The organism is Cryobacterium sp. Hh7 (assembly GCF_004403155.1).
Classification (GTDB): Bacteria; Actinomycetota; Actinomycetes; order Actinomycetales; family Microbacteriaceae; genus Cryobacterium; species Cryobacterium levicorallinum.
Map to the genome: position 1 here is coordinate 19,793 of NZ_SOHG01000055.1, position 25,054 is coordinate 44,846.

Below are 25,054 nucleotides of genomic sequence, written 5' to 3' on the forward strand. Positions count from 1 at the left end.
TTCACCTCAATTTTTATTCGTCAAGTGGATGCCGCCGAAAGATCCGGCAGACAGCCCACCAGTCTACCGGCCCCGCGCCTGATCGCTACGCGCGGACATCCGCTGACTGCTTAGACCTTGAGGTAGCGGGTGATCGCGAAGTTGGCCGAGAACGCGGCGAGCACCGCACCGACCACCAGCAGGATGGGCACCACGACGAGCGCATCATCCATACCGACCAGGGCAAAGCCGGTGAGTCTGGCCCCGAGATAGCCCTGCACGAAGAAGTACACCAGCGCCACAATCGCGCCGCCGGCGAGCAGTGAGCCGAGCAGCGCCGCGAAGACACCCTCGAGAATGAACGGCGTTTGAATGAACCGGTTGCTCGCGCCGACCAGTCGCATAATGCCGAGTTCGCGGCGTCTCGAGAACGCCGACAAACGGATGGTCGTGGCGATCAGCAGCGCCGCTGCGATCAGCATCAACCCGGCAATGCCGATGGCGGTGTAGCTCGCGACGTTGAGCACCGAGAAGATCTGGTCCAGGTATTTGCGCTGGTCAGCGACGTTTTCTACGCCGGCCACCCCGGACAAGCTCTCGACCAGCACGGCGGACTGGGACGGGTCCTTGAGGTTGACCCAGAAGGTCTGGTTCAACTGATCCGCGGTGACGTAGTCGGCCACCGGGTTGCCGGCGAACTGCTTCTTGAAGTTCTCGAAGGCCTGCTCGTGCGTCTCGAAATAGTAGGTGTCGACGAACGGCGTCAGGGTCGGCGATTCGAGCTGGGCCTCGACTGCTGCGATCTGCTCTGCCGAGGCGTCGCCGCCGGTGCAGGTTTCGCCCGGCGAGATGTCGGAGCACATGTAGATGCCGACCTGCGCCTTGTCGTACCAGAAGTTCTTCATCTGGCCGATCTGCATCTGCATCAGTACGGCCGCGCCGACGAAGGTCAGCGAGATGAAAGTCACGAGTACCACGGAGACGACCATGGATGCATTACGTCGCAGACCGTTCGCGGCCTCGGAGAGCACCAGTCCGAGCCTCATCGGTTGGGCCCCACGTTCTGTTCGCCGGTTTGGTCGGGTTTCTCGCCCGGCGCCCGCAGCCCGAGTTTCTCGGCGAGGGTGAGCTGTTCGGGGGCGTCGTTGGGGGCGACCGGAAGCACCGGGCGCGCCATCGGCGGCGTGGCCCCGGCGGTGTCGGCCTCCTCATCAGCAGGAGCCTCGGCCGCGGGAGCCGACACGGTCGGTACCGAAACAACCGACGCGGCCGCCGCGGCAACCGCAGCTGCCGCCGCCTGGTGCAGCGACACGGAGGTTTCGGGAACCGGCGCCGACGGATGCGTCAACGAGGGTTGGGCCGCGGCCCGCGCTGCGACGGCGGCCGACGCGACCGGCGCGGGGTCGCTCGCTGCGGCATCCGCTTCAGACGTCGGCACGATGGTCGGGATGGACGCGGTGGCGTAGCCGCCCTGGCGTTCATCCCGCACGATCTCGCCGTTGACCAGTTCGATCACGCGGCGCTGCATCTTGTCCACGATGCCGGCCTCGTGGGTGGCCATGATCACGGTGGTGCCGCCCGCGTTGATGCTCGCGAGCAGTGCCATGATTTCGGCGCTCGTGGTGGGGTCGAGGTTTCCGGTGGGCTCATCGGCCAGCAGAATCTGGGGCTTGTTCACGATGGCGCGGGCAATGGCCACGCGCTGCTGCTCACCACCGGAGAGTTCGTGCGGCAGGCGCTGGGCCTTCTCGGCCAGGCCGACCATCTTCAGGGTGTCGGGCACGGCTTCCTGAATGAAGCCACGGCTCTTGCCGATGACCTGCAGGCTGAACGCGACATTGTCGAAGACCGTTTTGTTCGGCAACAGCCGAAAGTCCTGAAAGACCACGCCCATGTTGCGGCGAAAATAGGGCACCTTGCGGTTGGAGATCGAGCGCAGGTCTTGCCCTAGCACGTGGATGCTGCCGCTGGTCGGCTTCTCCTCCTTGAGCACGAGCCGCAGGCAGCTCGATTTGCCCGATCCGGAGGCGCCGACCAGAAAGACGAATTCGCCTCGCAAAATCTCGACGTCGATCGAGTTCAGGGCCGGCCGAGAGGTGCCGGGATACTTCTTGGTTATGTGATCAAAGCGGATCATAGCTCTTAGAGCCTAGGCACCCGCTGGCGTTTTCCCTACTGCGACATACCCGAGAGGGGGAAGGCTCAGCATCCGTTTAGTCTTCGGGGGCTTTCTTGCGCCAGCGGATGCCGGCCGAAATGAAACCGTCCAGGTCACCATCGAAGACGTTGCTGGGGTTGTTCACCTCGTACTCGGTGCGCAGGTCCTTGACCATTTGGTAGGGCGCGAGCACGTAGCTGCGCATCTGGTCGCCCCAGCTCGCGGTGATGTTGCCGGCGAGCTCTTTCTTGGTCGCGGCCTCTTTCTCGCGCTCGAGTACCAGCAGCCGGGACTGCAGCACGCGCATGGCGGCGGCCCGGTTCTGAATCTGGCTCTTCTCGTTTTGGCAGCTCACCACGGTGCCGGTGGGCAGGTGGGTGATGCGCACGGCGGAGTCGGTGGTGTTGACCGACTGGCCGCCAGGGCCGCTCGAGCGGAAGACATCCACTCGAATATCGCCGTCGGGCACCTCGATCGACTCGGTCTGTTCGATCAAAGGCACCACCTCGACCGCGGCGAATGAGGTCTGGCGCTTGCCGGCCGAGTTGAACGGGCTCATCCGCACCAGGCGGTGGGTTCCGGCCTCGACGCTGAGCGTGCCGAAGGCGTAGGCGGCATCGACCTCGAAGGTCGCGCTCTTGATGCCGGCTTCTTCGGCGTAGCTGATGTCGAGCACGGTCGTGCGGTAGTCGTGCTGTTCGGCGTAGCGCAGGTACATGCGCAGCAGCATTTCGGCGAAGTCGGCGGCATCCACTCCCCCGGCGCCGGCGCGAATGGTGATGACGGCGTTGCGTTCGTCGAATTCGCCGTTGAGCAGGGTCTGCACTTCGAGCTCGCCGAGCAGCTTCTGCAGGCTGGCGAGTTCGACGCCGGCCTCGTCGGCCAGTTCCTGGTCGCCCTGGCCGTCATTGGCCATCTCCACGAGCACCTCGAGGTCATCGAGGCGGGCTCCGATGCTTTCGATGCGGGCCAGTTGCGACTGCCGGTGGCTGAGGTCGCTCGTCACCTTCTGGGCGTGCTCGGTGTCGTCCCACAAGTCGGGCATACCGGCCTCGCCGCTGAGGTCGTCAATCTCCGCGCGCAGTCGATCAATGTCGATCACCGAGCGGATGTCGCCAAACGTGGTCCGCAGCGCGGCGATCTGTACTGAGAAATCCAAGTCAATCATGTTCTGTTCAGCCTACCGGGCGAAGGTGCGGTGCTGCCGGGCTGGTGGGAGCACCACTCGAACAGCACTCCGGAAAACAGGGTCGGGATTGCACATGCCTGATTACAGGGGCGGGATCGCACGGGTCTGAGCAGCACGGGTCGGGATAGCACCGTCGGGATTGCACTGCGAGTAGCATCGAACCGATGAGCAACCACGAGCGCCCCTTCAGCCTGCGCTCGGTCGCCCTGGTCGCATTCCTACCAACCCTGCTGTTCTCGATCGGCGAGGGCGCGATTATCCCGCTGATTCCCCTGGTTGCGACTGACCTCGGTGCTTCCCTGGCCATTGCCGGTGTGATTGCAGCGATGGTCATGCTCGGTGAGCTGGTCGGCGATATTCCCAGCGGCTGGATCGTCTCGCGCATCGGGGAACGGAACGCGATGATCTGGGCATCCGCTCTCACCATCGGTGCCGTGATCGTCTGCATTGTCGCTCCCAACCCACTCGTGCTCGGTCTCGGCATTTTTCTGGTCGGCCTCGCCACAGCCATTTTTGCCCTCGCCCGGCATGCCTTCATGACCAACTATGTGCCGCTGGTCTACCGGGCCCGCGCGCTGTCGACCCTCGGCGGCGTGTTTCGAGCCGGCTGGTTTGTCGGCCCCTTTCTCTCGGCCGGCCTGATTCACCTCACCGGTGGTACGCAGGCCGTGTTCTGGGTGTTCATCATCTGCTGCGTCGCCGCATCAGCGACGCTGCTGTTGTTGCCAGACCCGTCGAAAGCCTTTGCCACTCCCTCCGCTGATAGGACCATATTCGACGCCACCGACACGAGCACCGGCGCGATCAGCAGCACCGGAACGGCGCGACCGGCCGTGCCGGTGCAGGGATTGTTCCAGACGATTTGGAGTCACCGCGGAGTGCTTTTGCGGCTCGGTACGGGTGCCGGTCTGATCGGTGCGATGCGGGCCAGCCGCACGGTGATGCTGCCGCTCTGGGCGGTCAGTATCGGCATCAGCGCCCCCGACACGGCGTTGATCATCGGCATCGCCGGCGGCATCGACTTCGCCCTGTTCTATGTCAGCGGCCAGATCATGGACCGGTTCGGCCGCATCTGGAGCGCGCTGCCCTCGATGATCGGCCTCGGTGTCGGTCACCTGGCACTCGCGTTCACCCACGACCTGCCGAGCAACGTGGAGTGGTTCATCGGCGTGGCCATGTTCCTCTCGCTCGCCAACGGGGTCGGCAGCGGCCTGCTGATGACGCTCGGCGCCGACCTCGCTCCGCGGCCGAATCCCGCACCGTTCCTGGGCGCCTGGCGGTTCACTGCCGACTTCGGCAGTGCCGCAGCTCCCCTGGCGGTCGCCGGCATCACCGCCCTGGTCTCGCTCTCGGTTGCCAGCGGCGTCATGGGGGCAATTGGCCTCTGCGGCGCGGTGCTGCTGCGCCGCTACATTCCGCGCTACGCCCCGCATCGCCCCGGCCGCCTGCTCTGACCGGGCGAACCTGACCGGGTGGAATGTTCCCGGCGGCTCGCGCGTTGGGCCAAATATGCCCCTCATCGGAGAATACGAGCCAAGCACCGCCCAGTGGGTGCGCGACCAGGTCGACCTGTACGAGAAGTCCGGCGGAACCGAGGGCACGACTCTGCGTGACATGCCCGTGATCGTACTCACCACCGTCGGCCTCAAGAGCGGCAAGTTACGCAAGGCACCGCTCATGCGCGTCGAACACGACGGTCATTATGCCGCTGTCGCCTCGCTCGGTGGCAGCCCCAAAAACCCGGTCTGGTACGCCAACGTCATCGCGCACCCCGAGGTGGAGTTGCAGGACGGGCCCGAGAAGTGGGACATGCGCGCCCGCGAGATCACCGGCGACGAAAAGGCCGTCTGGTGGGAGCGCGCCGTGGCAGCGTTCCCCGACTACGCCGCCTACCAGGTCAAGACCGAGCGGAAGATTCCGGTTTTCGTGCTCGAACCCATCGAATAAAGGTGGCGAAAGCAGCCACCCGCAAGGCGTCGATCGACCGCATAACGCTGCCCGAACTCGACGACGACGACGGGGCGCAGCTTTGCTCCGGCGACGGTCGCGAGGCCGAGCGCTACACCGGCGTGAACCTCGACGGCCGCGACCTGACCGGCATCTCCTTCGGGGAGTGTGAATTTGCGGGAGTCTCGCTGCATGAGACCAAGCTGCGCGGAGCATCCTTCTCGGAATGTCTCGCCACCGATCTGCACGCCCCGGTGTTCAGCGCGCCGCGCTCGAACTGGCGTGACGTGCAGATCAACCACGCCCGACTCGGCTCGGTCGAGGTCTACGAGGCGACGCTGCGCTCGGTGCACATCGACGGGTCGAAGCTCGATTTCGTAAATCTGCGCAACGCGACCCTGACCGATGTGCTGCTGAGCAACTGCATTATCGACGAGCTCGACCTCGGCAGCGCCACCGTGCAGCGCCTCGAACTGCAGAACTGCCGCATCGGCACCCTCGATGTCGGCGGCGCCAAGCTCAAGGACGTCGACCTGCGCTCCAGCGACTTCTCGGCCGTCCACGGCCTTGAGAGCCTGCGCGGTGCCACGATCGACGATGCCCAACTCGGCATGCTGGCGCCGCTTCTCGCCGCCCACCTCGGCCTGCGCGTCGAATAGGCCGGGCCTCGGCGCCGCTCGATAAGAGGATGCCCGGGCCGGCCTGGTACGGCCGACCGCGCGGGGTCGCCGCGTCAGGGAATCGCGACCGCGGTCAGCTCGAGGTCGGACTTCGGCTGGTCGCGCTGGGTCGCGATCGCAGCCCCGGCGGCCACGCAGACCACGACGATCGCTATCTGCTGCAGCAGCGTGAAGGTTTCGCCAAGCACGAGCGCGCCGAACCCGGCCGCGATCACCGGGCCGAAGCTCGTGATGATCGCGTACAGGCGAGGGCTGATCCGCCGCAAAATGTACGTGTCGAGTGTGTAGGGAAAGGCCGAGGAAACCACTCCGACGAGCAGGAGCAACCCGACAACGCCCCAGGTGAACGCCGACAGGTCGAGGGTGAGCACGGCGAACGGCACCACGATCACGAGGCTGACCAGGCTGGCAATGGAGATACCCTCAAGGCCGGCAAATTCGGTCGCCACCCTGCGGGTCAGCAGGATGTAACAAAACCAGGAGGCCGCTGCGGTCAGCGCGAGTGCAATGCCGAGCAGGTCGAGCGTGCCGTCCGACCAGGTCAGCAGAAACACGCCCCCGGCGGCGGCCGCGGCGCACACGAAGTCCAGGATGCGGCGGCTGGTGACGAGGGCGAGAGCGAACGGGCCGAGAAATTCAATGGTCGCCGCAACGCCCAGCCCGAGCATGCTCACGGCCTGGTAGAAGCTGAGATTCATCACGGCGAGCACGACGCCGAGGGCGAGCGGCGGCCAGATGCGGCTCCAGGTCAGGTTCTTGAGCCTGGGCCGGGCCAGCGGCAGCACGACGATGACCATGACGATTTGTCGGGCCGCGACGACGACCGGCGAGCCGACGAGGGGAATGAGCAGTCCGGCCAGCGACGAACCGAAATTGATGCTGACTTCGGTGGCGAGTTGAGCGCCCGCACCCTTCCACTGCCCCCGCTTGGTACGCACACTGCTCCTGTCGGCGCCGTCAGGGCACCTAGCGAGGGTACCGCGCGCGGCATCCGCTCTGAGAATGCGCGGACGACCGCGGCCTAGAGCTGCAGCGGAACGAAGGTGTATTCGCTGGTCAAATGTTCGTGCTGGCAGGCACCGCAGTAGAGCACTCCGGACACGCGCATCGCGTCGACCCGGGAGGAGCATTGGATGACCTTGGGCCCACAGCACGGCGAGATCACCATGAAGCCACCCGATTCGGCCGGATCGTGACCGCTCAATCCGCGGTAGTGATGCACTCCCTCGCAGGGGAGAAGAGACTCGAAGTCGAGCTGCTCCACACTGTGCTCATCGACTTCGTGTCGGTCTAGTAATGCATCCATGAATTAACAGCCGTTCTCGGTGATTCTCAGCCGCCATGCTGGGCCACGTCAACCGGTGGCGACCAGCCCGGTTGAACGACGACCCGAGGTCGCCAGCACTACCAACCGGGGACCGGGGCTGGAACGAGTTTCGACTGCGTAAAAATGTGAAGCCCCCTACGGGTAAGAGGCCTCCGTGTCGGCTACGTGTCTGTGCATAGTACGCTTCCATCCTGAAAAAGCTAGTGCGCCTTTGTGGGCGCTCCCCGCCTACCCCGGCCCTCTCCCTCGAGAGCGGGAAATGTGTTGCTTCACGGGTGCTGAGGCAGCAATTATCCCGCTCTCGCGGAAGGGGATGCTGCTAGTGGAACACGGCCCGGGACACCACCGTCACCTCGAGCGGCACCCCGTCGGGAACCACGAGGGTGAGCACGGGTGGGCGCCACCACGACCGCAGGGTCACCGACGCGCTCTGCCCATCAGCGGATGCCGCGCTCGTCACGCCGAGCGCCTCGAACGAGGGATGGGGAACGAGGCGCAGGTACTCATCCACCGCAGCCGACACGTCACCGGAGCGCAGCTGCGGCCGAGGGCCCACCATGCCGACCTGCACCTCGCCGAGAGTGAAGGCCTCGGACCCGGCGAGCGCCGCCCCGTCGGCAAGGCTCAGCAGCCGCTTGTGCTCGAGGTAGAGCGACGTCGCTGAGAGTGCCACGAGCACGAGGCTGAGGGCGAGAAAGCTGTAGAAGATGATGAGCAGCAGGGTCGACCCGTCCTCGGCCCCGGCATGCGGCAGGCGCCCGCTCATTCGAGGCCGCCAAACCGGGACACGATCTGCGTGGATGCCGCAGTCATCGGCACGCTCGCGCTCTGCTCGAGCGCCAGCAGGTCGGGCACGAGCGGCAGGGCGATGCCGATGCGCACGGTGACCGTCACGAGAGCCTGGCGGGTGAGGCATTGGCTCGGCCCACCGGAGCACTCGATCTGCACCTCGGCATCTCCGGCGTCCAGTCCGTAGTCTTCGAGCGCGAAGGCCACGGCGCGCCGAGCGCGCTCGGTCGCCGTGGCCTGGTCCGGCGCCTGCACGTAGACCCTGGCTGCCTGCCGCGCGGCTCCCTCCACGGCGAGCGCACCGCCCTGCAACGACGACAGGGCGAGCACGAGGTAGACCAGCGGAACCAGCAGGATCATTCCCGCCGTGATGAATTCCAGCGAGGCCGAACCGGCCTCACTTCCGGGCGCCCCGGAGCGACTACTCCAGCGTTTCGACCGCGGCATGCGCGACCACCTCCAGTCCGCGCGGGGTACCGAGCAGGCCCATCAGTGGCAGCGGCGCCACCACCCGCACTTCGACGCTCGGGTAGTCGGCACGGGGGCCGTAGCGAGCGACCACATCGGTGGCATAGGTTGCTCCGATGGCGGTCGTGATCAGATCGCGCGTTCGCGCAGCTCCGGCGGGCAGGCTGCTATCGGCGAGTGTGGCATAGCGGGCGCCCTCGGCCGCGGCATCGAGCACGGTGTTGCGAATGTGCAGCGCGAGCGCCAGCTGCATGACCATGAGCGTGAGAAAGGTCAGCAACGACACCACCATGACAAACTCGGCCACGGCGCTACCCGCCTCGTCGCGCAACTCGTGAAGGCGCAACCAGGCGAGCCGGCGCATCCGGTTATGCATGGGTCGATCAGAAACTGCTGACGCGATCCATGGCCTGCTGGAAGACCCCGCTGAGGGCCGGACCGGCCAGGCCCCAGATGATCAAAACCAATCCGGCCGTCATGAGCGTGATCAGCACCCAGCCGGGGACGTCACCCGTTTCGTCGTGGAGCAGACCCTTGAGGCGAAGCATGATTCGGGACATGGCATTCTCTTTTCTGGTGAGCGGAACGGTACCGGGCAGTGCGTTTAGAAGCCGGCCTGCAGAACAACGAGGCCGGGAAATACAGCGAATAGAACGGTCATCGGCAAAATCAGAAAAACCAGGGGCACGAGCATGGCAACTTCCTTCTTGCCGGCCATCTCGAGTAGCGAGCGTTTGGTCTGGTCGCGGGAATCCTGGGCCTGCGCGCGCAACACCTCGGCGATCGGCGAGCCCCGGTCGAGGGCACCGGTGACCTGATCGACAAATCGGGTCACCTCCGGCAACTGGATGCTCCGCGACAGCGCCGAGAGCGCCACCCCGATCGGTACCCCCGCGTGCACCTCGGTGATCACCCCCGCGAATTCTCGCGACAGCTCCCCCGAACTCGTGCGGGACACCCGCCGGATCGAATCCAGGATGCCTTCCCCCGCCGACAGCGACAGGGTGAGAAATTCGAGAATGGTCGGCAACTCGCTGCGCATGCGGGCCAACCGGGCGGTGGCGGCCCGCTGCAGGAGCCAGTCCCGCAACACGGCGCCACCGATTCCCGCCACGAACGGCACGACCACGCGCGCCGGCCACGGCAGTTCCGGAAGGGTGACGATGGTGATCACCGTGCCGGCGGCAAAGGCGAGAAGCGCCCAGACCAGTTGCACCGAGCGAAACTCCAGCGCGGTCTTCGCCGAGCCTGACTGGTGGAGCCGGCGCGCGATGAACTCGCTGCCGCCGAGCAGGTTCGACAACCCGCGGGTGAGCGATCCGAACAGCGGCGCAAACAGGCTGCCCAGCACAGGAATCGGGTTGACGGTTTTCCGGGCGACGATGCTGCGGGCTTCGGCGGAGACGTCGAGAATGTACGGCACGACCCGATCGATCAGACGGGGCCGGGTCAGCCGCGGCGTCAGGCTCACGAGCGACCACAGCCCCACACCGAGACCGCTGCCGCAGAGGACGGCCCAGCCCAGGCTCGCGCTCATGGCAGGCACCCGCCGGCTACGCGAACCATCGGCGTTCCTCCGGCAGCCGGCCGAGCGCGAGCATGACCCGGTAGGCCACGATTGACAGGGCCAGGCCGCTCGCGATCACGGCGACGCCAGCCGGCGAGTTGTAGGCGACGGCAGCCTCCGGGCGGGACGCGAGCAGCACCAGGATGATCCACGGTGCGGCCACCCCCAGTCGGGCCGCATTGACGACCCAGGACTGCCGCGCCTCAACTTCGAGCCGTACCGCGGCATCCTGTCGTAGCCAGGCTGCGAGGCTGCGCAGCACCACGGTGAGGTCGCTTCCACCCACTTCCCGGGCCATGCGCAGGGTTTCCAGGATGCGATCGGCGACCGGATCGGCGAGGGAGCGTTTGAGTTCGTCGACGCAGTAGCTGAAATTGCCGGTGGCCCGGTACTCCCGCTCGAACTGGGCAAACGCCGTGCGGGTGGCCACCGGTCCGGCCTGGGCGAGGCTGCTCACGCTGTCGGGCAGGGCCAGCCCGGAACGCAGTGCCGACACGAGGTGATCGACGACATCGGGCCAGACCGTGCGATTGGCCCGGCGCCGGGCCGCGGCCCGCCACGAGACGATCAGCCACGGCAGCAGCACTCCGACCAGTCCTGCGACGGCGCTCAGGGCCTGTACGGCGAACAGGCCGTGCATCAGGGCAGCGGATGCCACACCCACGATCGTCGACACCGCCAGGAACGCCGACACCGGCACCGACCGCAGCCCACCCTGAACCAAGCGCACCCGCATCCGCTCCCCGGCGCCCGCCCGGCCTCCCGCGGATACAGCGCCGGCCGGCCAGAGAAACGGCGCCAGCAGCAGCACGAGCCCACTCCCGAGCAGGCACCCCAGCACGAGAGTCATGCGGCACCCTGCCGCAACACCAGCGCCGGGTCGACGCCGGCGGCACGAAATTTGGCGAGCTTGGTGGGATGCGAGCCGGTCGGCTCGAGGTGCCCGTGCGGGGACAGAAACAGAGGGCTCGCCTCGATCGTCGAGCCGGCCAGTTGGCCGCTCGGCGCAATGATCTCGGTGACCCGGCGACGACCGTGCCGATCAATCTCGCAGTGCACCACGATGTCGATGCAGCCGGCCACCGTCGGCAGCACGAACGACGAGTCGATGTTGCGCCCGGCCAGCAGCGGCAGGGTGGAGAGCTTGGCCAGCGCGTCCCTGGCACTGTTGGCATGAATCGAGCACATTCCGGGGAGCCCGCTATTAAGGGCGATCAGCAGGTCAAGGCTTTCAGCCTCGCGCACCTCACCGACCACCAGCCGGTCGGGCCGCATGCGCAGGGATTCCTTGATCAGGCGGCGCAGGGTGATCTCGCCGGTGCCCTCGAGGCTGGGCTGCCGGCACTGCATCGCGACGACGTCTCGGGCCGACAGATCGAGTTCGAAGGTCTCCTCGACGGTCACGATGCGCTCACCCGGCCGCGTCGACGAGAGCAAGGCGTTCAGCATCGTGGTCTTGCCGGTCTGGGTGGCGCCGGAGACCAGAATATTCTGGCCGCCGAGCACGCAGATCCGCAGAAAATCGGCGGCCTGCTGGGTGAGTGAGCCGAGCCCGACGAGCTGGTTCAGATCGCGAATGCGCCGGGTGAACTTGCGAATGTTCACCGCCCAATATTTTCGCGTTATATCCGGGATCACGACGTGAAGTCGGGAACCGTCGGGTAGCGAGGCGTCGACGAACGGCGACGAGAGGTCGACTCGGCGACCGGAGGCCTGCAGCATCCGCTCAACGAGGTCGCGCACGTCCTGCTCGCCGAGCAGCAGCGTGGTCAGCTCTGGGACCCCGTCGCGGGCGACGAACACCCGGGCCGGGCCATTGATCCAAATCTCTTCGATCTCCGGATCATCCAGAAACGGCTGCAAGACGCCGAAACCGGTCAGCGCGGCCACAACCTCGCGGGCGGCCTGGTGCTCATCGGCGATCATCGGCGCGAGCCCGCTGAGCGCCCGCTCGCTGTACCGGCGCAGTTCGTCGCGCACGTACTGCTCGACCAGCGCGTTATTGGCCGCCAGGTCGACGCCCTCGCGGCGCACCCGCGATCGCACTTGCTCTGTGATGATACGAACGGCTTCGGTCATCCCCGTATGATGGCCTCATTTGCCGTTCTGCGTAAAAGTTATCCACAGGGCTTGTTTTTAGGTGCCCCGAGCCCCAAAAATGGTCGCAACGGATGCCGGGCATCCGTTGCGACCTAGCTCCCTCGAGACGATGCCCGTGCCGCACGGGGACCGCTGTCCTGCGACCCCCATATTATTCGTACGAACACCCCGGACCCGTCCCTGTCATCCACTTCGGAGGACAGATCACACGGCCGAGGCTCGCTGCTGACGACGCGGTGCGTGTGATCAACTGTTCACAGGAACCTAAGCCCTCTCGACCCGTGGATCGTTCCTGCGGAAGTTTGCTTTCGAACATGGTGCGGGTGTCTGCGGATCGCCTGGCAACGCGCGGCTCGATGTGCAGTCCTTCACTCTTCGACCCGCGCGCTTGCCTGTCGCTATTCGGCGACGAGAACGGCCGAGTGCGTCTCGTGGGATGCGAGCGCAGCTTCGTAGATACGGTGGGTTTTCAGAGCTTCCTCGGGAGTGACGCATCCGAATCGGTCTCCGAGCAGGCCAGCGCGCTCCGCGAGAAAAGCCGCCCACATTTGCAGAATGGAATCTGAGAACCCGCTCTCAAAGATACCGCCGGTAACGGTTGGCCACACCGACTGGCTCCCCACGTCGGAGTGCTGCCAGACCTGTTCTCGGCCGGAGCCGGGGAGGTCTACCACGGCAAAGGTTGAGACGCGTTTTGGATTCTTCGTGGAGAAGAAGACGCCGCCATCAAGCCCAACTGCGCGCAATTCCCAGGTGTTCTTATCACCCGGCGAGATTCGTTTTGTTTCTATGGTCAGGGGGAACTGCTCACCGTCCTCGAGGAGGACGTTCGTGGTGAGCACGGCATTCTCAAACGTGTCGCAGGCCTCGGGTGCCCCGTCGGGACCAGGCCGAGTGGGTACGAGGTTTTGAAGAGTGCTAAAAACCGATTGAGGATTCCATCCGAGCCGGAGCGGCACATGGAGCGCATGCAGGCCAAGATCATTCATGACTCCGGCTTTACCGCAGTAAGCCGTCTGCCGCTTCCAATTGATTCCCTTCTGAAGGTCAAGATCGCTGGAGTGCAGAAATGAACTACGCACCTCAATTATCCGGCCCAACGAACCGGATCGAATCGCGTTGATGGCCTGCTGCGCTCCGGGAAAGAAAGGCATTTCACTGGAGCATCGCACGAAGGAATCAGGGTGAGCGCGTGTTGCTTCCACAATATTTTCGGCTGCAGCACGATCGATTCCAAAGGGCTTCTCCGCGAGCAGATCCTTACCCGCTGCGATCGCGTCGATGTACATCTGCTCATGGAGGTCGTGTCGGACCGCAATATAGACGACATCAATCGCCGGATCGGCGAGCAGCTCCGAGTAGTTGGTCACTTTTGTGATTACCGTTGGAATCTGATCAAACCATTCCATGGCGGCGGGATTAATATCGCACACCGCGGTGACTTGCGCTCTCACCGGGTGATCGATGAGGGCTGGCCATCGCTGAATTGCCATCGCAATTTCACGCCCCATGAGGCCAGCGCCGACGATTCCGATGTTGACTGTTCGAGCGTTCATGTCATTCCCCGGCGATGAGCTGGAGGGCGTTGTCCACGCTCGTTCCGCTGTGCAATACGGCCATCATCGCCCGTGTAATGCCGACCGGGTCGCGGTGCTGCATGATGTTGCGCCCGTAGACCAGCCCGCGGGCACCTTGAGCAAGCACGCCTACCGTGCGCTCCAGGAGTGCGCGATCCGAAATGTTCCCGCCGCCGCCGCGAACGAGCACCGGGAGATCTCCAGCGGCCTCAATCACGAGGTGATAATCCTCCACCTCGGACGTGGGGTCGGCTTTGATGAGGTCCGCACCGAGTTCTCGGGCCTGGCGCACCAGCGAGACGATTTTTCGCGTGTCTCCGTCCACCATGTAGCTCCCGTTGACTGAATTGTCTTGCATCACGAGCGGCTCGACCATGAGCGGCATATTGTAGCGCGTGCAGTCTTTACGCAGCGACATGATGCTCTTGATGTTTGCTTCGCGAATCTCCGGTCGGCCGGGCAGTTGAATGAGATTTGCGACCACGCAGACGGCGTCGAGTCGGACTGCCTCTTCGACAGCGTCGGGAAAGTGATGGCTGTAGAGGTGGTCGTCCAGCGGCACGCCATAGACATTAGCGATGTCCGTGCGTAGCACGAGCGCGGGCTTCTGCTTCCCTGGCACTGATTGCAGAACACGTGCTTGACCCACGGTCAGCTGGATGGCGTCAGGGTTCGCTTCTACGAGAGCACCGACGGCCGTGTCGATGCTTTCGATACCTTTGAGGAACGAAGGCTCCCCAAAAAAGCCATGGTCGACAGCAACGTCGAGTGCGCGGCCGGAAAGAGGGTTGAAAAGACGATTGAGTCGATATGAGGTCACGAGGTTTTCCTTCTGTTCAGCACGGACATGGGCTGATGACGAGGGTCGCTTCCTCGCTCACACCTCAGCATCATGCCGCTACTTTCTTTCATTTTGGTTGCGACATGTGTCACACTAGCCTCACCGAGACAACGTTGTCCAGCAACTTAAGATGACACAAAGGAGTGTGGCAATGTACAAGATTTCTGTAGCCGGACATATCTGCGCGGATCTAACGCCAGAGTTGCCGGCCGGCATTGGCATGGTTCCTGGCCAGCTCGTTAATGTCGGTCGACTCAAGATCCGCCCCGGTGGCTGCGTCGTGAACACCGGAGGGGACTTGGCTGCGCTCGGTATATCCGTTTCAACTTCCGGCATCATCGGCGACGATGAGTTGGGGAGAATCGTCTTGGCTAGTTTGGTCGAACAGGGAATTACGACAACGGACCTTCAAGTCGAGCGAGACTACTCGACGTCGTATTCCATCGTGCTCGAGCCCCCCGGCATGAATCGATCGTTCTGGCACCACGTTGGCGCCAGCATCCGCTTTGACGGTACACGCGTCAGCGTGGAGGGTATCGACCTCCTGCACCTGGGCTACCCACCGCTCCTGCCGTCACTGCTGCCAAGCACCGCGCAGCCAATTGTTGACCTATTTAACCGGGCCCGCGACTCCGGGGCCACGACTTCGCTGGATATGGCGGTGGTTGATGGTGATTCACCCGTTGGCCGGGTCGATTGGCATGGCATCTTTAAGCGGGTTTTGCCACTCGTTGACATCTTTACGCCGAGTCTCGATGACCTCCAGTCTGCGCTAGCATTGCCGGTCGTTACAGATAGGAGCGCTCTCAGCGAACTGGCTCAATCGCTGATTGATGATGGCGTAGCTATCGTGATGATTTCGACCGGAGAAGATGGCGTACTCCTTCGCACGGGCACTTCGGCCCGATTTGCGTCCGGCGGTCGAGTGTTGGCATCTCTCGGCGCCGACTGGCACGATGCGGAGTTCTGGGTGCCGGCAGTTCATGTCGAACGCATCATGACGACTAATGGCGCCGGTGACGCGGCATCGGCAGGAATGCTCTTTGGGCTCGTCTCGGGATATTCTCCAAGAGAAGCCGCCGAATTGGCTGTGCTCGTTGCTTCGGCCAAGATTCGCGGTGAGAGCGTTGCCGACCTTGCGATTCCATTGCCGCACGAGACTTTTGCGTCGTGAGAGCTGTGCTCGACGCGATCGGGGTCCCCCCGTAGGAAAGGACTACCTTCATGACCACGGTCCCATATGGGCATCGACGCCCCACAATGACTGACGTCGCCCGGGAGGCGGGGGTTAGTCTCAAGACGGTCTCGCGCGTTGTCAATAATGTCGCGACGGTGGAGAGCGGAATGGCGGAGCGCGTGCGTGCTGCGGTGATAACGCTGGGCTTTCGACCCAATCAATTGGCCGCAACACTCAAGTCGGGTGCGTCAACTGCAACCGTTGGACTCGTCGTCAGAGATCTGTCCAACAGTTTTTACTCGGCGCTTGCAACCGGGGCAGCTGGTGTTGCTCGGCGGCACGGGACCCAGGTGATCACGGCGACAATCGGCGAATCGGCATCACCGGAGGAAGAGATCGAACTGATCTTTGAACTCTGCCGCAGACGCGTCGATGGCCTTATTATTGTGGCCGGCCCGGGGGACCACTCGGTGCTGGCCGGCGAGATAGGTATGGGCACGCCCATGGTCTTCGTTGACCGAGTTCCTCGAGGACTGGTGACTGATTCGGTGGTCTTGGATAATGCGGGAGGCGCTCACGCAGCCATAGAGCGACTCATCGCCGACGGTCATCGTCAAATCGGTCTGGTGATGGACCACCTTGACATCGAGCCGATCAGAGCGCGCTTTGAGGGGGCCAAAGCTGCGATGCGAGAGGCCGGCCTGCTGGTCTCTCAGGCCCCGACCGCTACGGGCGTCCGTACGCCCGGTGGAGCTGCAGAAGCCGTTTCTCGCATGCTGGATTCGAATGCGGCACCGTCGGCAATATTTTGCGGAAACAACCGCGCGACACTCGGAGCCATTGAAGAAATCTGGCGCCGCCGTTCCCGAGTAGCCGTAGCCGGCTTCGACAATTTCCCACTCGCTCACTTGATGCCAATCCCGTTGACACTGGTGGAGTATGACGCGTCCGACATGGGCCGACGAGCTGCGGAAATGCTGTTCCGTCGCTTCGAACGGCACACAGAGCTGCCCGAGCAAGTGATTCTCCCCACCACTCTGATTCAAAGCGGCATCGGGTGGGGTAGTTAATTCAATAACCACATATACACGAAGAGGGCACCAATGCTGTTACCCATTTTTCTCTCGGCCAATCAGCCACCGGAACGCTTCTACCTCGGCGGGCCTGCAATCTCCAGTTTTCGAGGGTCCGCCGCCGTAGGTGACAGAGTTCCTGAGGACTGGGTCGGTTCGACCACCACCGTCTTCGGCGAAACCGAACTTGGTCTGTCCACGCTACCGAGCGGTGAGACTCTTCGGAACGTGATCGCCAGCGACCCCGTGGCCTGGCTGGGCAGCGAGCACCTGCGGGGCTTCGGTAAAGACAGCATGATACTTGTCAAGCTGCTCGACGCCGGGCAACGACTACCGGTGCATATCCACCCGGACGGCGACTTCGCGGCCCGGAACCTCGCTCAACTTCACGGAAAAGCCGAGGCGTGGATTATTCTGCAACCAGGGGTGGTACATCTCGGGTTCAACCGCGAAGTATCGTGCGAAGAGCTGGCGAATTGGGTAGACACGCAGAATACCGGGGCAATCCTCGCGGCCATGAATGTGGTTCCGGTGCGGGTCGGAGACGGAATCTTCGTCCCCCCTGGGCTTCCACACGCCATTGGGCAAGGAGTATTTCTCGTCGAAGTGCAGGAACCCGCAGACCTCTCGATCCTTCTTGAATGGGTAGGTTTTGAGATCGATGGCGCGACGGACGGCCATTTGGGCTTAGGTTTTGAGGTCGCGCTCGAGGCGGCAGACCGCAGCCTCTGGACGGCTTCTGAGATTGACGCTCTTGTGTGCCGCGAGAGTGCGTCCTCGGGGCATGCGCTCCCTGATCTAGCCGGCCGGTATTTTCGTGCCAACCACATCGCTGGCTCGGCGAAGCGGATACAAGCGGCAGGATTCTCGATTTTAATCGCGGTCGCAGGCCAAGGTGCTCTCGAGGCTCGACCCACCGCGGACAGCCAGCCTGTCTTTTCGACAAATGTGCAATCCGGAGACACCATTCTTATCCCGCACGACTTTGGGGAGTTTTGGGTTACTGGGAATGTCGAAATGATCCGTCTGCAACCTCCCGAGGTAATCCCAATTCGCTAGGGGAACGAATTCCTTCGCGAACTTGGGGCCAATTTCGCGAACGGATTGACATCCTGCCCCGACTCCCATTAAATGGACAGACAACGTTGTCCCACGAGAGGTGGCGACAGCGAATTAAAGGAGATTCAATGAAGAGTCCTAATGCGGTACGCCGCAATATTCGATTTTGGAAGTCCTCCGCGGTTCTTGCGACCGCTGTGGCTCTGGGCCTTACGGGGTGCGCCTCATCCCCCGGAGCGACTGACGCGGGTGCAAGCGATGCCGAAGAAGAAATCGGCGTGTCGCTGATCATCAAGACATCGTCCAACCCCTTCTTTGTCGCCATGCAAGCAGGCGCAGAATCGGCAGCCGCCGAACTCGGCGTCAAACTCACGGTGGCAGCGGGTCGTGATCTCGTCGATGAAGACACACAGATTCAGGCCATTGAAAACGCAATCGCCCAGGGCCAAAAGGGAATTCTGATCACGCCGAACGGTCCTTCAGTTCTGAACGCTATCGAGCAGGCGCGCGATGCGGGGCTCTACGTTATCGCTTTGGACGATCCACCGAACCCTGCGGACGCCGTGGACATCACCTTTGCAACGGACAATCGTATGGCCGGGAATCTCATCGGTGAGTGGACGGCGGGTGCGCTCAAGGGCGAAGACGCCGTCATCGCCCTGATCGATCTGAGCGCCGAGACGAACGCGTCCGTCGACTTCGAACGAGATCAGGGATTCCTTGAGGGGATGGGGATCGATACCAACGATCCGGACCTTAACGGTGACGAAGACGCAACAGGTTCGTATTCGGGTGGAGCCTACGAAATCGTGTGCAATCAGGACTCCGATGGGGCTGAAGACGGCGGGCGAACGGCGATGGAGACGTGCCTGTCCCTGAGCGATGACATTAACGTCGTATATACAATCAATGAGCCCGCGGCTGCTGGTGCCTACGAGGCACTCAGCGCACTGGGTAAGGAAAGTGGAGTTCTCTTCGTTTCCGTCGATGGTGGTTGTGCCGGCGTCGGCCTCATTGGTGACGGTGTCATCAGCGCGACCAGTCAGCAGTACCCACTCAAGATGGCCGAGCTTGGCGTCGAAGCCATTCATGCGCTCGTGACGACGGGACAGGCGCCCGAGAACACGAACGGGCTCGACTTTTTCAACACGGGTGTTGCCTTGATCACCGACCAGCCTGTCGATGGCGTTACCAGCCTCGATAGCGCCAAGGGCGCGGAACTCTGCTGGGGCTAAAACCCCGTGTCAAGCCGGATGGCAAGGACTCCACCCGGCTTGACGCTCCACGCTCACTCACCCTGAATCGCAGGAGTTCAACGTGACCCCATCTTCAACACCCGTCGCCTCGGCGACCGCACCGAATCTCGACGACGAGTTCAAAACTCGTCCCACGAACGTACAACGCACGCGCAATGTTCTGCACCGCTACCCGGTCATCAGTCCCGCGCTGGTCTTGATCTGCGCGGTGATCATTTTCGGTCTGATCAACGATCGTTTCTACACTCCGCAAAACCTCTCACTCATTGCGCAGCAGGTGGCCGTGGTCGGCTCACTGGCGGTTGGACAGACCCTTATCATCTTGACTGCCGGGATTGACCTATCGGTCGGTGCGGTCATGGTGATGAGCGCTCTCGTGACGGGACAGACCGCGGTCAACCACGGCGTCAACCCCGTGGTTGCCCTTATCTCCGGTTTTCTGGTCGGCATGGGCGCAGGCCTGCTGAATGGCATATTCGTGACACGCCTCAAGCTGCCGCCGTTCATTGTAACTCTGGGTACTCTCAACATTTTTCTGGCACTGAGCCTGCTCTACTCCGGTGGTTCTGCAGTTCGAGGATCGGACATGCCTGCGCTGCTCACCTGGACGGGGGTTGGGCTGAGCCTCGGTCCGTTCCGGATAACGACCGGAGTCATCCTCATGATCCTCATCTATGTCGTCATCGGCTACGCCCTGGCTAAGACCGCGTGGGGCAGACATGTATACGCGGTTGGCGATGATCTCGATGCAGCTCGACTTTCCGGAATCTCCGTTAATCGCGTTCTCCTCAGCGTCTACGTCGTGGCGGGATTCGTCATGGCACTCGCCGCCTGGATTCAAATCGGCCGCACAAACGCAGCGAGTCCCAATGTTGCCGGGGACCTGAATCTGGATTCGATCACTGCGGTCGTCATCGGCGGAACGAGCTTGTTCGGCGGCCGCGGGATGATCTGGGGCACGCTGCTCGGAGCGCTAATCGTTGGAGTGTTCCGTAACGGTCTGTCTCTGGCCGGTTTTGATGCGCTCTACCAAACACTTGCAGTAGGAGTTCTGATCATTGTCGCTGTCGCGCTTGACCAGTGGATTAGGAAAGGGCGCAAGTAGCCATGATCACCGAAACACGGACTCCAATCCTCAAGGCCACCGGGCTGACGAAGACATATGGACATGTCGTCGGACTCGACGGAGTTGACCTTGAACTGTATCCCGGGGAAGTCCTCGCCATCATTGGGGACAACGGAGCGGGCAAGACGACCCTGGTCAAGTGTTTGACCGGTGCGGAGACGCCAGACGCGGGGCATTTGGAATTAGACGGCAAGCCCGTCACACTCAAACGCCCGCAAGACGCGCGAGCGGCAGGAATAGAAACCGTCTATCAAAGCCTGGCAGTGTCACCGGCGTTGGACGTCGCAACAAACATGTTTCTAGGTCGGGAACTGCGACGCAAGGGTATCCTCGGTTCCGTTTTTCGGATGCTTGACACAAAAGGCATGCGGGCGGCAGCGACCAGAGAGCTTCTGTCACTCGGCATCTCGACCCTCCAAGACGTATCCGTTGCCGTGGAAAATTTGTCCGGCGGGCAACGCCAGGCCGTCGCTGTTGCTCGAGCTGCAGCTTTCGGCTCGAAAGTTGTCATCCTCGATGAACCAACGGCTGCCCTGGGCGTTCGGGAGTCCAATCAGGTGCTGAAAATGATCAGCGACATGCGCGATCGCGGACTACCCGTAATCATCATCAGCCACAATATGCCCCAAGTGTTTGACATCGCCGACCGCATTCACGTGCAACGACTTGGCAAGCGCGCGGGGGTCATCACGCCCGACTCCCATTCGATGAATGACGCTGTTGCGATCATGACGGGTGCCCTGACACTCTGACTATCCGAGACTCGCGGAAGGGTGCCGCGACATCCAGCGAAGCGGTCACAGAGGATATTGGGCACGTTTAGGTTCGGCTCTTTCTACTCGGCCAACTTGCCGGAACGTGTCCTGGCAGCGAGCAGTTCGAGCACGTGCTGATAGTCGGCGCCCGTGGCCCGGGTCATTCCCAGTTCACAGGTGCGATTACAGCTGGCGTGTGCGGTGGCGCCGGCTGCCCGCACTTCAGCTGCTTGTACCCGGGTGGCCGAGGCTGTGAGTTCGGGCTGCAACATGCCGCGGTCGCCGGCGAAGGCGCAGCAGCCCCAGCTCTCGGGCACGATCACGGTCTCAGCAACTGCGCCGGCAACCGCAGTGAGTTGCGAGTTGATGCCGAGCCGGGTCGAGGAGCAGGTGGGATGCAGGGACAGCGAGTCAATCTTCTCGACAGAAGGCAACGTGGGCAAGATGCGCTCGGCGACGAATTCGACGACGTCAACGACCCGCATCCGCGGCAGGTCGGTGTCGGTCTGGATCGTGTGAAGTAGTCCCTCAGTGCACGACGACGCGTCGCAGATTACCGGCAGCAGACCGTCACGAGTCGCGCTTCGGAGGCTCGCCAGCATCCGCTTTCGCATGATTGCTGCCCCCTCGGGAAGGCCTTTCGACGACCACGGAGTGCCACAGCAGAGCGAGTCAACGTCGGTCGGCACCAGCAGCGAAACGTCGGCGCGCTCGCACAACTCCTCAAAGCTGCTCTGCACACCGGCTGCGCCATCGGCTGGCCCAAACATGGAGTTGACACAGGCCGGCAGGTAGACCGCCTCGGGCTCGGTGCGCGGCGAGCGCCGAGCGCGGCGAGCGCCGCCGGCTGGCAGCTCCGCCGACCACAGTGGAAGCACATCATCTCCCACGATGGCACGGGCCAGCCTGTTGGGCACCGTAACCACGGCGGTCAACGGGTTAGGCAGCGCGGACGCGACCGACAGGACCGTGCTCGCGATCTTCGTCGTGGTATCCCAGTGTTTCGCGACCGACGACCAGACGGCCCTTTCAGGTTTCGTGTGCTCCGCCTTGCGTAGTCGCCGCACCAGGTCGCCGGTATTGATCAGTACGGGGCACGCGGTCTGGCACATCCCGTCGACGGCGCAAGTCTGAACGCCCTGGTACTCGTAGTCACTCTCGAGCTCGGAGGCCAGAGCGGTGTCTCCCTGCGCGGTGGCGGTCGCGATGGCGCGCTTCACGACGATCCGCTGGCGGGGAGTGAGCGTGAGGTCCCGGCTGGGGCACACCGGCTCGCAGTACCCGCACTCGACGCAGCGGTCGGCCTCGACCTCAATTTGCGGGGTCTTCTTGATATTCTTCAAGTGAATTTCGGCGTCGTCGGTGATGATCACGCCCGGATTGAGCATGCCACCGGGGTCGCAGAGCTGTTTCACCTCCCGCATGATCGCATAGAGTTCATCGCCGTACTGGCGCCGAACGTACGGTGCCATCACCCGACCGGTGCCGTGCTCAGCCTTCAGCGATCCACCCTGCCCGAGGATCAGGCTCACCATTTCCTCGGTGAACGCCGCATACTTCTCGAGCCCTCGCCCCTCGAAGAGATCCGTGAGCATGAAGTGGATATTGCCATCTTTGGCATGACCGAAAATGACGCTGTTCTCGTAGCCGTAGGACTCGAACAGGTCGATCAGATCAGTACAGGTTCGGGCGAGAGAGGGCACGGGCACGACAACATCTTCGAGCAGAGCGGTCGTGCCGGACGGCCGCGAACCAGCGACCGTGGCATACAGCCCCTTGCGCAGGTGCCACAGCGATGCCCTCGTCGCCGCATCACTCGACAGCACGGCGGGGGTGCTGAGGTGAAGTGCGGCGAGTTCCCGGTCCCCCGCGGCTTGGGCGACGGCCAGCTCGTCGGCCGTCGCCGCCTGGTACTCGACCAATAGGGCTGCGTGCCGCTCCACGATGAGACCGCGAATAAGCGGATGCGCGTCCGCTTCGGCTTTACCCACCCGCAGCGACGCGGCATCCATCAATTCGATTGCCGATGCGCCGGTCGCCACGATGCCGGGCAGTGCCTCGTTGGCTTGCAGGAGGTCATCGAAGATCACCAGGCCGGTTGCGGCGTGCGTGAGCAGCGGCAACGTTCGGAAGACGGCTTCTGCGACGAAGCCGAGAGTGCCCTCGCTTCCGATCACCAGATGAGCGAGAAGCTGTGCCGGGTCGTCATGGTCGAGGAACGAGTTGAGTCCGTACCCCATCGTGTTCTTCATCGAGAATTGGTGCTGCACCAGGCGCACCGATTCTCGGTCACCGCGCACCCGGTCGCGCAGGCGCAACAGGCCGTCGAACAGGGCCGGCTCGTGGTAGCGAAGGAGCGCATCCGCATCCGGAGCGCCCGTGTTGACTACGGTTCCGCTCGGCAGCACGATCGTCATCGACTCAAGGGTTTGATAGGTGTTACCAGTGGTGCCGCAGGCCATGCCGCTGGAGTTGTTGGCGACGACTCCCCCGATGGTGCAGGCCGACTCACTGGCCGGGTCGGGGCCGAGCTTGCGACCGTGCCGAGCGAGCCGGGCATTCACTTGTCGCACTGTCGCGCCCGGCTGAACCCGCACGCGGGCTCCGTCGTCGAGCACCTCGATGGAACGGAAATTTCGGCGCACGTCGATCAGCACGCCGTCGGTCACTCCCTGCCCGCTCAAGCTCGTGCCGCCAGAGCGCAGCGTCACCGGCACGCTGTGGCGTGAACTCGCGCTGAGTAAGCGACCGACTTCTGCGGCGTCCTGTGCAATAACGAGCGCTTCGGGAATGAGCAGGAAGTGAGACGCGTCATGCGCGTTTGCGTGCAGGTCAATGGCGCGGGTGCGAACCCGGTCGTGCATCGGGGTTTTGGTGCCCGCTTCGTCAACGGTGCCAATGAGTTTATGCGCGAACATGTCCGCGACGGATGCGCTCCATTGCGCCATGGGATTCTCCACTTCGTGGTTGACTTGTCAGACAAGTCTACATGAGCGGCATTGGCTAAACTCGAGACCACCACACATCGTGGAGAGCAGGGAGTTGAACGTGATGGTTCGCCAGATCACCGTTACGTCGGTAGTCGATGCCGTGGGCGACGACATTCGACGCCGTCTCTTCGCCGGCGAGTTACCCGGAGGGTCGGCACTGACCGAGGTGGTCGTCTCGGAGGAGTATGCCGTTTCACGTTCAACCGCGAAGGCCGCTATCGAGAAGCTAAGCACCGAGGGGCTCCTCCAACGGGGCGCGCACAAGACCGCACGAGTACCCCTTCTGAGTTCGCACGACGTATTCGATATCTACCGCACCCGACAACGACTAGAGAGCCAAGCCGTTCGCGAGCTCGCCACCGAGCGACGTGTGCCGCGATCCGCCACAGAAGCCAACGAGCGCGTGCGTGCCACCGGGACCGGGCCCGCGATCGAATCCGTCGAGCCGGACCTGCGATTCCACACTGCGCTCGTAAACGGGCTCGACAGCCCACGTCTGGAGCGAATGTACGCTTCTCTGGTCGACGAGGTTCGCTTGTGTATGGCACAGGTACAGGGCCGCAGCCTGCTGAGCGTCGAGCAGATCGCTGCCGAACACCATGAGATCCTCGACCGCATCGGCACGGGCGACGCGGCGGGTGCCGTCGAATGCTTAACTAGCCACCTCGGTCGCGCGAGCGAACGACTCGCCCAAGCGATCACCGAGCAAAGCGACGGCGGCAGCGACTCGCCCTTGCGTTGACCGCGTCACCGGACACACTTCTCCGCACGTCCGGTTGGTTTTCGATGCAACGCGTCTGGCTCGGCTAATTGCAATGGACGCAGACTCGGCCCGACACGCAAGCCTGTGCCCCTTGGACACACTTGCGATCACCTATCGCCGAGCAAATCAGAGAACTGAGCTGCCGCGGGGATTTCGGACAGCGGAATTAGTGGTTTCTTCTACGCTGCCAGGGCTGGCTTTTCATAACCGTAGTGCACTTCGTTAGGCCGTCG

At 63.2% G+C, this 25,054-nt stretch carries 25 protein-coding genes; 10 read left to right on the forward strand and 15 right to left on the reverse strand.

Features of this window, described 5'->3' with window-relative positions; all coding sequences use genetic code 11:
- Positions 1-110: 110 nt before the first annotated feature.
- The 3 genes from ftsX to prfB all read right to left on the reverse strand — a co-directional run bounded on the left by ftsX (position 111) and on the right by prfB (position 3,305).
- Positions 111-1,025 carry a permease-like cell division protein FtsX gene (ftsX, locus tag E3T43_RS15145; RefSeq protein ID WP_134473038.1) on the reverse strand — a complete coding sequence of 305 codons (915 nt, stop codon included), beginning with the start codon at positions 1,023-1,025 and terminating at the stop codon, positions 111-113.
- Positions 1,022-2,116, reverse strand: coding sequence for a cell division ATP-binding protein FtsE (gene ftsE, locus E3T43_RS15150; protein ID WP_134473039.1), 1,095 nt, complete (start codon positions 2,114-2,116; stop codon positions 1,022-1,024). Before ftsE ends, ftsX begins: the two co-directional genes overlap by 4 nt.
- A 76-nt stretch (positions 2,117-2,192) precedes the next feature.
- Entirely contained in the window at positions 2,193-3,305 is a 1,113-nt protein-coding gene (gene prfB, locus E3T43_RS15155) for a peptide chain release factor 2 (RefSeq protein WP_134442700.1), read from the reverse strand.
- 185 nt (positions 3,306-3,490) lie between these two features.
- Between prfB and E3T43_RS15160 the strand changes: the two genes are divergently transcribed.
- Genes E3T43_RS15160 through E3T43_RS15170 form a run of 3 tightly spaced genes read left to right on the forward strand, consistent with a single transcriptional unit; the run spans position 3,491 to position 5,932 of the window.
- Positions 3,491-4,780, forward strand: a complete 1,290-nt coding sequence (locus E3T43_RS15160; protein WP_134442699.1) for an MFS transporter — start codon at positions 3,491-3,493, stop codon at positions 4,778-4,780.
- Between the two features lie 55 nt (positions 4,781-4,835).
- Entirely contained in the window at positions 4,836-5,273 is a 438-nt protein-coding gene (locus E3T43_RS15165; RefSeq protein WP_092449355.1) for a nitroreductase family deazaflavin-dependent oxidoreductase, read from the forward strand.
- A 2-nt stretch (positions 5,274-5,275) separates the two neighbouring features.
- Positions 5,276-5,932 carry a pentapeptide repeat-containing protein gene (locus E3T43_RS15170; RefSeq protein WP_134473040.1) on the forward strand — a complete coding sequence of 219 codons (657 nt, stop codon included), beginning with the start codon at positions 5,276-5,278 and terminating at the stop codon, positions 5,930-5,932.
- Positions 5,933-6,006: 74 nt separating this feature from the next.
- On the opposite strand, the gene E3T43_RS15175 is transcribed toward E3T43_RS15170, so the two are convergent.
- The 11 genes from E3T43_RS15175 to E3T43_RS15215 all read right to left on the reverse strand — a co-directional run bounded on the left by E3T43_RS15175 (position 6,007) and on the right by E3T43_RS15215 (position 14,601).
- Positions 6,007-6,891: a DMT family transporter gene (locus E3T43_RS15175; protein WP_241979031.1), complete on the reverse strand. Its 885-nt coding sequence runs from the start codon at positions 6,889-6,891 to the stop codon at positions 6,007-6,009.
- An 83-nt stretch (positions 6,892-6,974) separates the two neighbouring features.
- Entirely contained in the window at positions 6,975-7,259 is a 285-nt protein-coding gene (locus tag E3T43_RS18860; protein WP_134467497.1) for a hypothetical protein, read from the reverse strand.
- A gap of 340 nt (positions 7,260-7,599) precedes the next feature.
- Positions 7,600-8,046 carry a pilus assembly protein TadG-related protein gene (locus E3T43_RS15180; protein ID WP_134473042.1) on the reverse strand — a complete coding sequence of 149 codons (447 nt, stop codon included), beginning with the start codon at positions 8,044-8,046 and terminating at the stop codon, positions 7,600-7,602.
- The gene (locus E3T43_RS15185; protein WP_134473043.1) at positions 8,043-8,516 is read right to left on the reverse strand and encodes a hypothetical protein; all 474 of its coding nucleotides are present in this window, start codon (positions 8,514-8,516) and stop codon (positions 8,043-8,045) included. Before E3T43_RS15185 ends, E3T43_RS15180 begins: the two co-directional genes overlap by 4 nt.
- Positions 8,491-8,913, reverse strand: a complete 423-nt coding sequence (locus E3T43_RS15190; RefSeq protein WP_241979032.1) for a TadE/TadG family type IV pilus assembly protein — start codon at positions 8,911-8,913, stop codon at positions 8,491-8,493. Before E3T43_RS15190 ends, E3T43_RS15185 begins: the two co-directional genes overlap by 26 nt.
- Positions 8,914-8,920: 7 nt before the next feature.
- Positions 8,921-9,097, reverse strand: coding sequence for a hypothetical protein (locus tag E3T43_RS18865; RefSeq protein ID WP_166789417.1), 177 nt, complete (start codon positions 9,095-9,097; stop codon positions 8,921-8,923).
- Between the two features lie 44 nt (positions 9,098-9,141).
- Positions 9,142-10,074 (reverse strand): type II secretion system F family protein, encoded by a 933-nt coding sequence (locus E3T43_RS15195; protein ID WP_134473044.1) that lies wholly within the window; start codon positions 10,072-10,074, stop codon positions 9,142-9,144.
- A 16-nt stretch (positions 10,075-10,090) separates the two neighbouring features.
- The gene (locus E3T43_RS15200; RefSeq protein ID WP_134442693.1) at positions 10,091-10,954 is read right to left on the reverse strand and encodes a type II secretion system F family protein; all 864 of its coding nucleotides are present in this window, start codon (positions 10,952-10,954) and stop codon (positions 10,091-10,093) included.
- Positions 10,951-12,183 (reverse strand): CpaF family protein, encoded by a 1,233-nt coding sequence (locus E3T43_RS15205; RefSeq protein WP_134442692.1) that lies wholly within the window; start codon positions 12,181-12,183, stop codon positions 10,951-10,953. The genes E3T43_RS15200 and E3T43_RS15205 overlap by 4 nt, the downstream gene beginning before the upstream one ends.
- 419 nt (positions 12,184-12,602) lie before the next feature.
- Positions 12,603-13,760 carry a Gfo/Idh/MocA family protein gene (locus E3T43_RS15210; RefSeq protein WP_134473045.1) on the reverse strand — a complete coding sequence of 386 codons (1,158 nt, stop codon included), beginning with the start codon at positions 13,758-13,760 and terminating at the stop codon, positions 12,603-12,605.
- 1 nt (position 13,761) lies between these two features.
- Positions 13,762-14,601, reverse strand: a complete 840-nt coding sequence (locus tag E3T43_RS15215; protein WP_134473046.1) for a class I fructose-bisphosphate aldolase — start codon at positions 14,599-14,601, stop codon at positions 13,762-13,764.
- Between the two features lie 172 nt (positions 14,602-14,773).
- On the opposite strand from E3T43_RS15215, the gene E3T43_RS15220 reads away from it, so the two are divergent.
- The 6 genes from E3T43_RS15220 to E3T43_RS15245 all read left to right on the forward strand — a co-directional run bounded on the left by E3T43_RS15220 (position 14,774) and on the right by E3T43_RS15245 (position 21,065).
- Positions 14,774-15,796: a carbohydrate kinase family protein gene (locus E3T43_RS15220; RefSeq protein WP_166791347.1), complete on the forward strand. Its 1,023-nt coding sequence runs from the start codon at positions 14,774-14,776 to the stop codon at positions 15,794-15,796.
- Positions 15,797-15,882: 86 nt separating this feature from the next.
- Positions 15,883-16,869, forward strand: a complete 987-nt coding sequence (locus E3T43_RS15225; protein ID WP_166791348.1) for a LacI family DNA-binding transcriptional regulator — start codon at positions 15,883-15,885, stop codon at positions 16,867-16,869.
- A 33-nt stretch (positions 16,870-16,902) separates the two neighbouring features.
- On the forward strand, positions 16,903-17,931 hold the full coding sequence (locus tag E3T43_RS15230) for a class I mannose-6-phosphate isomerase (protein ID WP_134473049.1): 1,029 nt from the start codon (positions 16,903-16,905) through the stop codon (positions 17,929-17,931).
- 128 nt (positions 17,932-18,059) lie between these two features.
- Positions 18,060-19,166 (forward strand): substrate-binding domain-containing protein, encoded by a 1,107-nt coding sequence (locus E3T43_RS15235; protein ID WP_134473050.1) that lies wholly within the window; start codon positions 18,060-18,062, stop codon positions 19,164-19,166.
- 82 nt (positions 19,167-19,248) lie between these two features.
- A complete protein-coding gene (locus E3T43_RS15240; RefSeq protein ID WP_134473051.1) occupies positions 19,249-20,292 on the forward strand; it encodes an ABC transporter permease in 1,044 nt (347 codons plus the stop codon).
- 2 nt (positions 20,293-20,294) lie between these two features.
- The gene (locus E3T43_RS15245; protein ID WP_134473052.1) at positions 20,295-21,065 is read left to right on the forward strand and encodes an ATP-binding cassette domain-containing protein; all 771 of its coding nucleotides are present in this window, start codon (positions 20,295-20,297) and stop codon (positions 21,063-21,065) included.
- A gap of 83 nt (positions 21,066-21,148) precedes the next feature.
- On the opposite strand, the gene E3T43_RS15250 is transcribed toward E3T43_RS15245, so the two are convergent.
- Entirely contained in the window at positions 21,149-24,016 is a 2,868-nt protein-coding gene (locus tag E3T43_RS15250) for an FAD-binding and (Fe-S)-binding domain-containing protein (protein WP_370449987.1), read from the reverse strand.
- 103 nt (positions 24,017-24,119) lie between these two features.
- Here E3T43_RS15250 and E3T43_RS15255 point away from each other — a divergent pair, with 103 nt between their 5' ends.
- The gene (locus tag E3T43_RS15255) at positions 24,120-24,800 is read left to right on the forward strand and encodes a GntR family transcriptional regulator (RefSeq protein ID WP_134473057.1); all 681 of its coding nucleotides are present in this window, start codon (positions 24,120-24,122) and stop codon (positions 24,798-24,800) included.
- Positions 24,801-25,054: the final 254 nt, after the last annotated feature.

What these genes read in the sequence shown, in the direction of transcription:
- E3T43_RS15230 (WP_134473049.1), top strand. Translation starts at nt 16,903, where the DNA reads ATGCTGTTACCCATTTTTCTCTCGGCCAATCAGCCACCGGAACGCTTC.
- E3T43_RS15210 (WP_134473045.1), bottom strand. Translation starts at nt 13,760, where the DNA reads ATGAACGCTCGAACAGTCAACATCGGAATCGTCGGCGCTGGCCTCATG.
- E3T43_RS15165 (WP_092449355.1), top strand. Translation starts at nt 4,836, where the DNA reads ATGCCCCTCATCGGAGAATACGAGCCAAGCACCGCCCAGTGGGTGCGC.
- E3T43_RS15205 (WP_134442692.1), bottom strand. Translation starts at nt 12,183, where the DNA reads ATGACCGAAGCCGTTCGTATCATCACAGAGCAAGTGCGATCGCGGGTG.
- prfB (WP_134442700.1), bottom strand. Translation starts at nt 3,305, where the DNA reads ATGATTGACTTGGATTTCTCAGTACAGATCGCCGCGCTGCGGACCACG.
- ftsE (WP_134473039.1), bottom strand. Translation starts at nt 2,116, where the DNA reads ATGATCCGCTTTGATCACATAACCAAGAAGTATCCCGGCACCTCTCGG.
- E3T43_RS15255 (WP_134473057.1), top strand. Translation starts at nt 24,120, where the DNA reads ATGGTTCGCCAGATCACCGTTACGTCGGTAGTCGATGCCGTGGGCGAC.
- E3T43_RS18865 (WP_166789417.1), bottom strand. Translation starts at nt 9,097, where the DNA reads ATGTCCCGAATCATGCTTCGCCTCAAGGGTCTGCTCCACGACGAAACG.
- E3T43_RS15250 (WP_370449987.1), bottom strand. Translation starts at nt 24,016, where the DNA reads ATGGCGCAATGGAGCGCATCCGTCGCGGACATGTTCGCGCATAAACTC.
- E3T43_RS15245 (WP_134473052.1), top strand. Translation starts at nt 20,295, where the DNA reads ATGATCACCGAAACACGGACTCCAATCCTCAAGGCCACCGGGCTGACG.
- E3T43_RS15185 (WP_134473043.1), bottom strand. Translation starts at nt 8,516, where the DNA reads ATGCCGCGGTCGAAACGCTGGAGTAGTCGCTCCGGGGCGCCCGGAAGT.
- E3T43_RS18860 (WP_134467497.1), bottom strand. Translation starts at nt 7,259, where the DNA reads ATGGATGCATTACTAGACCGACACGAAGTCGATGAGCACAGTGTGGAG.
- E3T43_RS15200 (WP_134442693.1), bottom strand. Translation starts at nt 10,954, where the DNA reads ATGACTCTCGTGCTGGGGTGCCTGCTCGGGAGTGGGCTCGTGCTGCTG.
- ftsX (WP_134473038.1), bottom strand. Translation starts at nt 1,025, where the DNA reads ATGAGGCTCGGACTGGTGCTCTCCGAGGCCGCGAACGGTCTGCGACGT.
- E3T43_RS15190 (WP_241979032.1), bottom strand. Translation starts at nt 8,913, where the DNA reads ATGCATAACCGGATGCGCCGGCTCGCCTGGTTGCGCCTTCACGAGTTG.
- E3T43_RS15235 (WP_134473050.1), top strand. Translation starts at nt 18,060, where the DNA reads ATGAAGAGTCCTAATGCGGTACGCCGCAATATTCGATTTTGGAAGTCC.
- E3T43_RS15160 (WP_134442699.1), top strand. Translation starts at nt 3,491, where the DNA reads ATGAGCAACCACGAGCGCCCCTTCAGCCTGCGCTCGGTCGCCCTGGTC.
- E3T43_RS15180 (WP_134473042.1), bottom strand. Translation starts at nt 8,046, where the DNA reads ATGAGCGGGCGCCTGCCGCATGCCGGGGCCGAGGACGGGTCGACCCTG.
- E3T43_RS15220 (WP_166791347.1), top strand. Translation starts at nt 14,774, where the DNA reads ATGTACAAGATTTCTGTAGCCGGACATATCTGCGCGGATCTAACGCCA.
- E3T43_RS15195 (WP_134473044.1), bottom strand. Translation starts at nt 10,074, where the DNA reads ATGAGCGCGAGCCTGGGCTGGGCCGTCCTCTGCGGCAGCGGTCTCGGT.
- E3T43_RS15225 (WP_166791348.1), top strand. Translation starts at nt 15,883, where the DNA reads ATGACTGACGTCGCCCGGGAGGCGGGGGTTAGTCTCAAGACGGTCTCG.